This window comes from Pseudomonas sp. NPDC085632, assembly GCF_044541255.1.
Classification (GTDB): domain Bacteria; phylum Pseudomonadota; class Gammaproteobacteria; order Pseudomonadales; family Pseudomonadaceae; genus Aquipseudomonas.
Genome location: NZ_JBITSX010000024.1, coordinates 71,699 through 82,380, shown reverse-complemented (window position 1 = coordinate 82,380; position 10,682 = coordinate 71,699). Strand labels below are relative to the sequence as shown.

13 protein-coding genes are annotated in these 10,682 nt (G+C 58.9%); 12 read left to right on the top strand and 1 reads right to left on the bottom strand.

All coding sequences use genetic code 11. The features are described from left to right. From kdsA to ispD, 4 genes are all read left to right on the top strand, one after another. The coding region (gene kdsA, locus ACIF4X_RS16895) for a 3-deoxy-8-phosphooctulonate synthase (protein ID WP_397483006.1) at nucleotides 1–702 on the top strand (702 nt) is incomplete at its 5' end. Nucleotides 703–859: 157 nt separating this feature from the next. Beyond that, nucleotides 860–2,149 (top strand): phosphopyruvate hydratase, encoded by a 1,290-nt coding sequence (eno, locus tag ACIF4X_RS16890; protein WP_397483005.1) that lies wholly within the window; start codon nucleotides 860–862, stop codon nucleotides 2,147–2,149. A 171-nt stretch (nucleotides 2,150–2,320) separates the two neighbouring features. After that, a complete protein-coding gene (gene ftsB, locus ACIF4X_RS16885) occupies nucleotides 2,321–2,599 on the top strand; it encodes a cell division protein FtsB (protein ID WP_007908838.1) in 279 nt (92 codons plus the stop codon). Beyond that, nucleotides 2,596–3,303: a 2-C-methyl-D-erythritol 4-phosphate cytidylyltransferase gene (gene ispD, locus ACIF4X_RS16880; RefSeq protein WP_397483004.1), complete on the top strand. Its 708-nt coding sequence runs from the start codon at nucleotides 2,596–2,598 to the stop codon at nucleotides 3,301–3,303. The genes ftsB and ispD overlap by 4 nt, the downstream gene beginning before the upstream one ends. A 78-nt stretch (nucleotides 3,304–3,381) precedes the next feature. Here the strand turns inward: ispD and ACIF4X_RS16875 are convergent, their stop codons facing one another. After that, nucleotides 3,382–4,278 carry a LysR substrate-binding domain-containing protein gene (locus ACIF4X_RS16875; protein WP_397483003.1) on the bottom strand — a complete coding sequence of 299 codons (897 nt, stop codon included), beginning with the start codon at nucleotides 4,276–4,278 and terminating at the stop codon, nucleotides 3,382–3,384. Between the two features lie 117 nt (nucleotides 4,279–4,395). Between ACIF4X_RS16875 and ACIF4X_RS16870 the strand changes: the two genes are divergently transcribed. From ACIF4X_RS16870 to ACIF4X_RS16835, 8 genes are all read left to right on the top strand, one after another. Continuing rightward, a complete protein-coding gene (locus ACIF4X_RS16870; protein WP_397483002.1) occupies nucleotides 4,396–5,508 on the top strand; it encodes an S-(hydroxymethyl)glutathione dehydrogenase/class III alcohol dehydrogenase in 1,113 nt (370 codons plus the stop codon). A 65-nt stretch (nucleotides 5,509–5,573) separates the two neighbouring features. Then, the gene (gene fghA / locus ACIF4X_RS16865) at nucleotides 5,574–6,419 is read left to right on the top strand and encodes an S-formylglutathione hydrolase (protein ID WP_397483001.1); all 846 of its coding nucleotides are present in this window, start codon (nucleotides 5,574–5,576) and stop codon (nucleotides 6,417–6,419) included. A 43-nt stretch (nucleotides 6,420–6,462) separates the two neighbouring features. Then, the gene (gene ispF / locus ACIF4X_RS16860; protein WP_007924033.1) at nucleotides 6,463–6,936 is read left to right on the top strand and encodes a 2-C-methyl-D-erythritol 2,4-cyclodiphosphate synthase; all 474 of its coding nucleotides are present in this window, start codon (nucleotides 6,463–6,465) and stop codon (nucleotides 6,934–6,936) included. Further along, nucleotides 6,933–7,991 carry a tRNA pseudouridine(13) synthase TruD gene (truD, locus tag ACIF4X_RS16855; RefSeq protein WP_397483000.1) on the top strand — a complete coding sequence of 353 codons (1,059 nt, stop codon included), beginning with the start codon at nucleotides 6,933–6,935 and terminating at the stop codon, nucleotides 7,989–7,991. The genes ispF and truD overlap by 4 nt, the downstream gene beginning before the upstream one ends. Next, nucleotides 7,979–8,728, top strand: coding sequence for a 5'/3'-nucleotidase SurE (gene surE, locus ACIF4X_RS16850; protein WP_007908831.1), 750 nt, complete (start codon nucleotides 7,979–7,981; stop codon nucleotides 8,726–8,728). Before truD ends, surE begins: the two co-directional genes overlap by 13 nt. 41 nt (nucleotides 8,729–8,769) lie before the next feature. Then, a complete protein-coding gene (locus ACIF4X_RS16845; RefSeq protein WP_397483011.1) occupies nucleotides 8,770–9,405 on the top strand; it encodes a protein-L-isoaspartate(D-aspartate) O-methyltransferase in 636 nt (211 codons plus the stop codon). Between the two features lie 212 nt (nucleotides 9,406–9,617). After that, nucleotides 9,618–10,499: a peptidoglycan DD-metalloendopeptidase family protein gene (locus ACIF4X_RS16840; protein WP_397482999.1), complete on the top strand. Its 882-nt coding sequence runs from the start codon at nucleotides 9,618–9,620 to the stop codon at nucleotides 10,497–10,499. A 106-nt stretch (nucleotides 10,500–10,605) separates the two neighbouring features. After that, nucleotides 10,606–10,682, top strand: a 77-nt coding sequence (locus tag ACIF4X_RS16835; RefSeq protein ID WP_397483010.1) for a hypothetical protein, incomplete at its 3' end; no start/stop codon positions are given.

Sequence of the window (10,682 nt, the reverse complement as noted above, 5' to 3'; positions counted from 1 at the left end):
GTTATCCCTTACGTTTTCAAGGCCAGTTTCGACAAGGCCAACCGTTCTTCTGTGACCTCTTATCGTGGTCCTGGCCTGGACGAGGGCATGCGCATCTTCCAGGACATCAAACAAGCCTTCGGCGTGCCGATCATCACCGACGTCCACGAGCCTGATCAGGCTGCGGTCGTCGCTGAGGTCTGCGACATCATTCAGCTGCCGGCCTACCTGTCGCGTCAGACCGATCTGGTCGTCGCGATGGCCAAGACCAATGCAGTGATCAACATCAAGAAAGCCCAGTTCCTCGCGCCTCAGGAAATGAAACACATCCTGAACAAGTGCGTGGAAGCGGGTAACGATCAATTGATCCTCTGCGAGCGTGGTTCGAGCTTCGGCTATAACAACCTCGTGGTCGACATGCTCGGCTTCGGCATCATGAAGCAGTTCGAGTACCCGGTATTCTTCGATGTGACCCACGCGCTGCAAATGCCGGGTGGTCGTGCCGACTCCGCCGGCGGTCGCCGTGCACAGGTCCTGGATCTGGCCAAGGCCGGCATGAGCCAGTCGCTGGCGGGTCTGTTCCTCGAAGCGCATCCGGACCCGGACAACGCCAAATGCGATGGCCCTTGCGCCTTGCGTCTGGACAAACTGGAGCCATTTCTGGCCCAGCTCAAAGCTTTGGACGAACTGGTGAAGAGTTTTCCGACGGTAGAAACCGCGTAAACCTCAATTCTCCGGTAAAGTACCGCACGATTTGTCGCTCATGCCCTCGGGCATGAGCGTTATCGTCTGCAAGTCTGCCCGCTGCACACCCCTTGCCGACGGTAAAAAGATTTCCTCTAGCTGCGTCGTTTTCGTCAACTTTGGAGTGTTTACAACAATGGCAAAAATCGTCGACATCAAAGGTCGTGAAGTTCTCGACTCCCGAGTCAATCCCACCGTGGAAGCGGACGTGCTTCTCGACAACGGCATCATCGGCAGCGCTTGCGCGCCGTCCGGTGCATCCACTGGCTCGCGTGAAGCGCTCGAGCTGCGTGATGGCGACAAGAGCCGTTATCTGGGCAAAGGCGTACTGAAAGCAGTCGCCAACATCAACGGCCCGATCCGCGATCTGCTGCTGGGCACCGACCCAAGCGACCAGAAAGCGCTGGATCACGCGATGATCAAGCTCGACGGTACCGAAAACAAAGCAACCCTGGGCGCCAACGCCATCCTCGCCGTGTCCCTGGCTGCGGCCAAGGCTGCTGCTCAGGATCAGGACCTGCCGCTGTACGCACACATCGCCAACCTCAACGGCACGCCGGGTGTTTACTCGATGCCGGTACCGATGATGAACATCATCAACGGTGGCGAGCACGCCGATAACAACGTCGACATCCAGGAATTCATGGTGCAGCCGGTTGGCGCCAAGTCTTTCTCGGAAGGTCTGCGCATGGGCACCGAGATTTTCCATCACTTGAAAGCCGTGCTGAAGGCCCGTGGCCTGAGCACCGCCGTTGGCGACGAAGGCGGTTTCGCACCGAACCTGGCCTCCAACGAAGACGCTTTGAAAGTGATCTCGGAAGCTGTTGCCAACGCCGGTTACAAGTTGGGCACCGACGTGACCCTGGCGCTGGACTGCGCGGCGAGCGAATTCTACGAAGACGGCAAGTACAACCTGTCCGGCGAAGGCCAGGTGTTCACTGCTGAAGGTTTCGCTGACTACCTCAAAGGCCTGACCGAACGTTACCCGATCATCTCGATCGAAGACGGTCTGGACGAGTCCGACTGGGCTGGCTGGAAGATCCTCACCGACAAGATCGGCGAGAAGGTTCAATTGGTGGGCGACGACCTGTTCGTGACCAACACCAAGATCCTGAAAGAGGGCATCGATAAAAACATCGCCAACTCGATCCTGATCAAGTTCAACCAGATCGGCACCCTGACCGAAACCCTGGAAGCCATCCAGATGGCCAAGGCTGCCGGTTACACCGCAGTGATCTCGCACCGTTCCGGCGAAACCGAAGATTCCACCATTGCCGACCTGGCGGTGGGTACTTCGGCTGGCCAGATCAAGACCGGTTCGCTGTGCCGTTCCGACCGCGTTTCCAAGTACAACCAACTGCTGCGTATCGAAGAGCAGTTGAATGGCAAGGCCAAGTACAACGGTCGCAGCGAGTTCCGCGGCTAAGTACAAATCGATGGAAGGACACCGGATTGTGTCGAAAAAGTCGTGACAGCGATGGATTTGCCACTAATCTGATGCCTTAACAGCACAAGCCTGGGTCTTCCAGGCTTCGTGCTATCAGATGCTTCAAAGTTTTGGCGTGGCTGTCTTTTTTCACTGGATACCTGATATTCGATGCGCAGTCCTTACTGGTTGTTTCTCGTTTTGCTCTTGCTACTGGCCGGTCTGCAGTACCGCCTGTGGGTGGGCAATGGCAGTCTGGCGCAAGTCGCCGAGCTGAATCAGCAGATTGCTGATCAACACGCCGAGAACGAAGGTTTGCTTGAGCGCAACCGAGTGATGGACGCTGAAGTCAGCGAGTTGAAAAAGGGCATGGAAACCGTTGAAGAGCGGGCTCGTCACGAGCTGGGCATGGTCAAGGACGGCGAAACCCTTTACCAGTTGGCCCAATGATCAATTCCCTGCCGGCCTTCTGGGCCGTGATTCCTGCCGCGGGCGTCGGTGCTCGAATGGCCGCGGACCGTCCCAAGCAGTATCTGCAACTGGGCGGGCGCACAATTCTCGAACACAGCCTCGGCTGTTTCCTCGATCACCCAAGCCTCAAGGGGCTGGTGGTCAGTCTTGCTGTTGATGATCCTTACTGGCCGAACCTGGCCTGCGCCAGCGATCCGCGCATTCAGCGGGTTGAGGGCGGGGCTGAGCGTTCCGGTTCAGTGCTCAATGCCTTGCTGCATTTGCATGCGCAGGGTGCCGATGATGAAGATTGGGTGCTGGTGCACGATGCGGCACGGCCCAATCTGAGTCGCGACGATCTCGACAAGCTACTTGATGAACTGGCGGATGATCCGGTGGGCGGTTTGCTCGCCGTCCCTGCGCGCGACACGTTGAAGCGGGTCGACAGGCACGGTCGTGTATTGGAAACCGTGGATCGCAGCGTGATCTGGCAGGCGTATACGCCGCAGATGTTCCGCCTCGGTGCGTTGCATCGGGCGTTGGCGGACAGTCTGGTGGCGGACGCGGTGATTACCGATGAGGCTTCGGCGATGGAGTGGGCGGGGCTTAAGCCGCGACTGATTGAAGGGCGGGCGGATAATCTCAAGGTCACCCGGCCGGAAGATCTGGAGTGGTTGCGCCAGCGTTGGGCTAACCGTCGCTAAAAGATCGCAGCCTTCGGCAGCTCCTACATTGGAATGCATTCCCCTGTAGGAGCTGCCGAAGGCTGCGATCTTTTGATCTCAAACCCGATACTCCGGCCGCTCAGCCAACCCTTCCTTAAGAAAATCCACCAACTTGCGCACCTTCGGCGACAAGTGCCGTTGCTGCGGATACAGCGCCCACACTGCCGTATTCGGCGGCTGATGCGCCTCCAGCAACGAAATCAACGCGCCACTGTGCAGATGCTCCAGCACGTAATAATCCGGCAGCTGACACAGCCCAACCCCCTGCAACGCCGCATCCAGCACCGCTTGCCCACTGTTGCAGCGCCAGTTCCCCTGCACGCGCTGGGAAAACTCCCGCCCGTTTTGCTCAAGCTGCCAGATGTCCGAGCTGCCGATCAGGCAATTGTGCCGACTCAATTCCGACAGACTGTGTGGGCGGCCGTACCGCTCAACGTAGGACGGTGAGGCACAGAGAAACATCCGACGCGGTGCCAAGCGCGTGGCGACCAAGCGTGAATCCTGCAATCGACCGAGACGAATCGCCAGATCCAGACCTTCATGCACCAGATCGAGCTGGCGATTGCTCAATTCGATATCGATGCGCAGCTGTGGATAAAGCCCCATGAACCGCGTCACGAGCGGCACGATAAAGCGTTCACCGTAGGCGACGGCACAGGTCATGCGCAGCATGCCTTTTGGCTCGCTGGTCAGGTCGCCAACCGCACGCAAGGCTTCTTCGCGACCATCCTGCAGGCGTTGACAATGTTGCAGAAAGGTCTGCCCGGCCTCGGTCAGTGTCACGCGCCGGGTACTGCGATAGAGCAGGCGCGTCTGCAAACGCTCTTCGAGTCGGACTATTTGACGACTGACGTGCGAGGAAGAAACCCCAAGGCGTTCCGCGGCGGCGGTGAACTGGCTGCATTCGGCGACAGCGACGAACTCGTCGATGCCTTCCCAGCGATTTTCGGACATCGGGATTATCCCTGTATGGCAATAATGTTTTGCTTTTGTCCGGATTATTCATCGTAAAGCCATGTATTACACTCCTTGTCTGGTTTTTTTATTCAATGGATTCACTGGAGAGTCAGCATGATCAAGTCGCGCGCCGCCGTTGCCTTCGAGGCCAAGAAGCCGCTGGAAATCGTAGAAGTCGACGTCGCCTTGCCCAAGGCCGGTGAAGTCCTGCTGCGTGTCGTTGCTTCCGGTGTTTGCCACACGGACGCCTACACCCTGTCCGGCGCTGACCCGGAAGGCATTTTTCCGTCGATCCTCGGCCACGAAGGTGGCGCCATCGTTGAAGCGATCGGCGAAGGCGTGACTTCGGTTGCCGTTGGCGATCACGTGATTCCGCTGTACACCCCGGAATGTGGCCAGTGCAAATTCTGCAAGTCGGGCAAGACCAACCTGTGTCAGGCGATTCGCGCCACTCAGGGTAAAGGTTTGATGCCGGACGGCACTTCGCGCTTTTCCTACAAGGGCGAAACGATTTTCCACTACATGGGCACTTCGACGTTCTCGGAATACACCGTGCTGCCGGAAATCTCCGTGGCCAAAATCTCCAAGGATGCGCCACTGGAAAAGGTCTGCCTGCTGGGCTGCGGCGTCACCACCGGTATCGGCGCGGTGCTCAACACCGCCAAGGTCAAACCGGGTGACACCGTGGCCATCTTCGGTCTGGGCGGCATCGGTCTGTCTGCGGTGATCGGCGCAGTTAAAGCCAAGGCTGCACGCATCATCGCCATCGACATCAACCCGGCCAAGTTCGAGATCGCCAAGCAGCTCGGTGCCACCGACTGCGTGAACCCGAAAGATTTCGATCGTCCGATCCAGGAAGTGATCGTCGACATGACCGATGGCGGCGTCGATTTCTCCTTCGAATGCATCGGCAACGTGCAACTGATGCGCGCCGCCCTTGAATGCTGCCACAAAGGTTGGGGGGAGTCGGTGATCATCGGTGTGGCCGGTGCCGGCCAGGAAATCGCCACCCGTCCGTTCCAGTTGGTGACCGGTCGCGTCTGGCGCGGTTCGGCGTTCGGCGGCGTGCGCGGTCGTACCGAGTTGCCAAGCTACGTCGACATGGCCCAAAGCGGCGAAATCCCGCTGGACACTTTCATCACCCACACCATGGGCCTCGAAGACATCAACAAAGCGTTCGACCTGATGCACGAAGGCAAGAGCATCCGTACCGTCATTCATTTCTGATCAATCGTTGGGACATGGCAAAAAGTCGTGAAGGCTTGTTTCCGTGACCGCGTAGGAGTCTTTGCATGAGTCTGGAAAACATCTCCTGTCAGAAGAGTTTTGGCGGTTGGCACAAGCGCTATCGCCATCGTTCTGACGTGCTGGGTTGCGACATGGTGTTTGCCGTGTACCTGCCGCCGCAGGCTGAGCAGGGCGGCAAGCTGCCGGTGTTGTATTGGTTGTCGGGCCTGACCTGCACCGATGAGAACTTCATGCAGAAGGCCGGCGCGATGCGCATGGCTGCCGAATTGGGTTTGATCATTGTTGCGCCGGACACCAGCCCACGTGGCCCCGATGTCCCGGGTGACCCGGACAACGCTTGGGATTTCGGTCTCGGCGCCGGGTTCTATCTGAATGCCACGCAGGAGCCCTGGTCGCGCCACTATCGGATGCATGACTATGTCGTGCAGGAATTGCCTTCGCTGGTTGAAGCGCATTTCCCTGCGTCGGACAAACGCAGCATCAGCGGCCACTCCATGGGCGGCCACGGTGCGTTGGTCTGCGCGTTGCGAAACCCAGGTCGCTATCAATCGGTGTCGGCGTTCTCGCCGATCAACAACCCGATGGATTGCCCATGGGGGCAAAAGGCGTTCTCCCGTTACCTGGGCGAAGATCGTTCGAAGTGGAAAGAGTGGGATGCCTGCGCGCTGATCGCCGAAGCGGACGAAAAACTGCCGCTGCTGGTCGATCAGGGTGATCGCGACGACTTCCTCGCCACTCAGCTCAAACCCGAAGCCTTGCAACAAGCGGCAAAACAAGCGAGCCATCCGCTGACATTGCGCCTGCAACCGGGCTACGACCACAGCTATTTCTTCATCTCAAGCTTTATAGATGACCACTTGCAGCATCACGCACGCGCCCTGCGCGGTTAATGCAGGTAGAATCACGCCCTGACAAAAATCGGGGCGTTTTTTTATGCGTATTGGCCACGGCTATGATGTGCACCGTTTCGCTGAAGGCGATTTCATTACTCTGGGCGGCGTGCGTATCGCACACAGCTTTGGGCTGCTCGCTCATTCCGACGGTGACGTCCTGCTGCACGCCTTGAGCGATGCCTTGCTCGGCGCTGCGGCGCTGGGTGATATCGGTAAACACTTCCCGGACACCGACCCGCAATTCAAGGGCGCCGACAGCCGTGCGCTGCTGCGTCATGTGGTCGCGCTGATCCATGCCAAGGGCTGGAAAGTCGGCAACGTCGATAACACGATTGTCGCCCAGGCGCCAAAAATGGCCCCGCATATCGAAACGATGCGCGCGTTGATCGCGGCGGATCTACAAGTTGAGTTGGATCAAGTGAACGTGAAAGCTACCACCACCGAAAAGCTTGGCTTTGTCGGTCGCGAAGAAGGCATCGCCGTGCACTCCGTTGCCTTGTTGCTGCGCGCATGAATGAACTGCAATTGCTCGGCCCGCGTGCCTATGGTGAACCCCTCGGCACTGCGGTACTGAAAGCCATCGCTGAAGATTTTCAGGTTGATGAAGTCCTCGACATCCCGTTCAGCGGCGACGGCGAACATTTGTGGATCTGGGTCGAAAAGCGTGGCCTGAACACGGAAGAAGCGGCGCGGCGAATCGCCAAGGCTGCCGGTGTGCCATTGCGCACCGTCAGCTATGCCGGGCTCAAGGATCGTCAGGCGTTGACCCGTCAGTGGTTCAGCGTGCAACTGCCGGGCAAGGCTGATCCGGATTTGTCGGCGGCGGAAAACGACACGCTGAAGATCCTCAAGACCACCCGCCACAAGCGCAAGCTGCAGCGCGGTGCGCATTCGGCCAACGGTTTCACTTTGCGCCTGACCCAGTTCGCGGGCGACAAAGACGCGATTGAACAACGTCTGCAACTGATCGCCCAGCAAGGCATCCCTAATTATTTTGGCGCCCAGCGTTTCGGCCATGACGGCGGCAACGTCGTTGATGCGCGTGCGTGGGCGGCGCGCAAAGCCTTGCCGGAGCAGCGCAACGTGCGTTCGCGTCTGCTGTCGACGGCGCGCAGTTTTCTCTTCAATAAGGTGCTGGCGGCGCGTGTCGCCGATGGCACCTGGCAGCAAGCGCAAGTCGGCGATCTGCTGGCATTCACCGACAGCCGCAGTTTTTTCCCCGCCGGTGAAGCTGAATGCAGCGATCCGCGTCTGGCCATTCTCGATCTGCATCCGACCGGTCCGCAGTGGGGCGAAGGTGACTCGCCGACCGCAGGCGCTGTCCATGATCTGGAGCAGGGGATTGCCGCCGGTGAAGCCGAGCTGCGCGATTGGTTGGTTCATGCCGGCATGAGCCACGAACGTCGCATCCTGCGGCTGCCCATTGGCGGGTTGACGTGGCATTATCCCCAGCCTGACATTCTGCAACTGGAATTCGTCCTCCCGGCCGGATGCTTCGCCACCGTATTGGTGCGCGAACTCGTTGATCTGGTGCCGGTGGGGCAGACGGACAGCCCATGCGTATTCTGATTTCTAACGACGATGGGGTAACCGCACCCGGTCTCGCCGCGCTTTATGCCGCGCTGGCGGATTACACCGAATGCGTGGTTATCGCCCCGGAGCAGGACAAAAGCGGCGCCAGCAGTTCGCTGACGCTCGACCGTCCGCTGCACCCGCAATACCTGGCCAATGGCTTTATCAGCCTTAATGGCACACCGACCGACTGCGTGCACCTGGGCCTCAACGGCCTGCTGGAGCGCGAGGCGGACATGGTGGTTTCCGGCATTAACCTTGGCGCCAACCTTGGCGATGACGTGCTGTATTCCGGGACAGTGGCGGCCGCCCTTGAGGGACGTTTCCTTGAGCGCCCGTCGTTTGCTTTTTCGCTGGTCTCACGGCAGGTGGATAATCTGCCGACGGCAGCGTACTTTGCGCGCAAACTGGTTGAAGCCCATGCCGGGCTCGATCTGCCGCCGCGCACGGTGCTCAACGTGAACATTCCCAATCTGCCCATCGATCACATTCGTGGCATCCAGCTGACCCGACTCGGCCACCGTGCCCGGGCGGCAGCACCGATGAAAGTGGTCGATCCGCGTGGCAAGGCCGGCTACTGGATTGCAGCAGCCGGCGATGCCGAAGATGGCGGTCCGGGCACCGACTTTCATGCGGTGATGCAGGGCTATGTGTCCATCACGCCGTTGCAGCTCGATCGCACCTTCAACGATGCCTTTAGAAGCCTCGATGGCTGGCTGGAGGGACTGCGCTGATGGCCCGTGAACACGAAGACCGACTGCGCAGCGGTATCGGCATGACCTCGCAGCGTACCCGTGAGCGTCTGATCCAGCGCCTGTACGAAGAAGGCGTGTCCAACGCCAAGGTGCTGGAAGTGATTCGGCGTACGCCGCGTCATCTGTTCGTCGATGAAGCGCTGGCCCATCGCGCCTATGAAGACACGGCGCTACCGATTGGCAATAACCAGACGATTTCCCAGCCTTATATGGTGGCACGCATGAGCGAGCTGCTGCTGGAGGCGGGCCCACTGGATAAGGTGCTCGAGATCGGCACCGGGTCCGGTTACCAGACCGCGGTGTTGTCGCAACTGGTTGAACGAGTGTTTTCGGTTGAGCGCATCAAAGTGCTGCAGGATCGCGCCAAGGAACGTCTGGTTGAACTGAACCTGCGCAACGTGGTGTTCCGCTGGGGCGATGGCTGGGAAGGCTGGCCGGCGCTGGCGCCGTATAACGGCATTATCGTCACCGCCGTGGCCACGGATGTACCGCAAGCCTTGCTCGATCAACTGGCGCCTGGCGGGCGCATGGTGATTCCGGTGGGCTCGGGAGAAGTGCAGCAATTGTTGCTGATCGTGCGTGAGGAAAACGGCTTTTCCCGACATGCTCTGGGGGCTGTTCGTTTCGTGCCGTTGCTCAATGGGCCGCTGGCCTGAGCATTTGTTCGCGTGTGCTGAATTCCTTTCGTTCGCCTGTGTCTTACTCCGGCAGCGATGGTTTAAACGCAGCAGATTGTCAGCTGGCAAACGTGTGCGCGAAGCGATTTCGCTTCATTAAAGGTAAAGCCGAGCCGGCCCGTTATACTTGCGACACCTCATGCCGACGTCCGGCATTTCACATTTTTCAGCCACCACAAAGGGAGCGGCGGGTGAGTCTCACAGTCATTGCGCAGCGTATGGGTAACACGAGCTTTCAGCGCCTGGTGACTGGCCTTGTCTTGAGCACCTTGCTGGTCGGTTGCTCCAGCACCAAATCAAGCAATGTGCGGGTGGTCGATCGCAACAATGCGGTGGCCCAGCGTCCTACCGTGACGACCGGACAGTATGTAGTCCGTCCGGGCGATACGATGTTTTCGATCGCGTTTCGCTACGGCTGGGACTACAAAGCCCTCGCGGCCCGGAACAATATTCCTACGCCGTACACGATCCATCCGGGTCAGACGATTCGCTTCGATGGTCGCTCCGGTTCAACACCGACGGCAGTGGTGAGCAACAGCAGTTCTTCACCTTCATCGTCGAGTAAAACCACGGTAATCCGGCGTCAGGCAAATGGCACAACGACCACCACAACCACCGGTTCTGCTGGGGGTTCTGCGGGCGTTGCACCGTCCGTCGCCAACAAGCAAGCACCCGCTCCATTGCCTCCTGCAGGCCCGGCCCCGACCGGCTGGGGATGGCCATCTAATGGCATTCTGATTGGAAAATTCTCTTCAAACGGTAGTTTGAATAAAGGAATTGATATCGCCGGAGATTTGGGACAGCCTGTTTTAGCTGCGTCTGATGGGACGGTGGTATACGCCGGGAGTGGCTTAAGGGGCTACGGCGAATTAGTCATCATCAAACACAGCGAAACCTACGTCAGTGCCTACGGCCATAACCGCAGGCTGTTGGTTCGGGAGGGACAGCAGGTCAAGGTCGGACAGACAATTGCCGAAATGGGGTCAACGGGTACAGACCGGGTGAAACTGCATTTTGAGATTCGCCGCCAAGGTAAACCTGTGGATCCGCTGCAGTTCCTGCCAAGACGTTGATTTGTAAGCCAGCCTGTTCCGTCACGTAGAGGGGACAGGCTCCAGCGCTGCCAAGGATAAAGGCGTCGCTTGAGCTTGGGGTCGAACTCACCAAAGGACTATAACAATGGCTCTCAGTAAAGAAGTGCCGGAGTTTGACATCGACGATGAGGTTCTCGGGGTGGAGGGCGGCGTGGATGCGGT

Excerpts from the sequence above, each read along its gene's own strand:
- eno (WP_397483005.1), top strand. The coding sequence starts at position 860 with ATGGCAAAAATCGTCGACATCAAAGGTCGTGAAGTTCTCGACTCCCGA.
- ispD (WP_397483004.1), top strand. The coding sequence starts at position 2,596 with ATGATCAATTCCCTGCCGGCCTTCTGGGCCGTGATTCCTGCCGCGGGC.
- ACIF4X_RS16875 (WP_397483003.1), bottom strand. The coding sequence starts at position 4,278 with ATGTCCGAAAATCGCTGGGAAGGCATCGACGAGTTCGTCGCTGTCGCC.
- ACIF4X_RS16870 (WP_397483002.1), top strand. The coding sequence starts at position 4,396 with ATGATCAAGTCGCGCGCCGCCGTTGCCTTCGAGGCCAAGAAGCCGCTG.
- ftsB (WP_007908838.1), top strand. The coding sequence starts at position 2,321 with ATGCGCAGTCCTTACTGGTTGTTTCTCGTTTTGCTCTTGCTACTGGCC.
- surE (WP_007908831.1), top strand. The coding sequence starts at position 7,979 with ATGCGTATTCTGATTTCTAACGACGATGGGGTAACCGCACCCGGTCTC.
- ACIF4X_RS16845 (WP_397483011.1), top strand. The coding sequence starts at position 8,770 with ATGACCTCGCAGCGTACCCGTGAGCGTCTGATCCAGCGCCTGTACGAA.
- fghA (WP_397483001.1), top strand. The coding sequence starts at position 5,574 with ATGAGTCTGGAAAACATCTCCTGTCAGAAGAGTTTTGGCGGTTGGCAC.
- truD (WP_397483000.1), top strand. The coding sequence starts at position 6,933 with ATGAATGAACTGCAATTGCTCGGCCCGCGTGCCTATGGTGAACCCCTC.
- ispF (WP_007924033.1), top strand. The coding sequence starts at position 6,463 with ATGCGTATTGGCCACGGCTATGATGTGCACCGTTTCGCTGAAGGCGAT.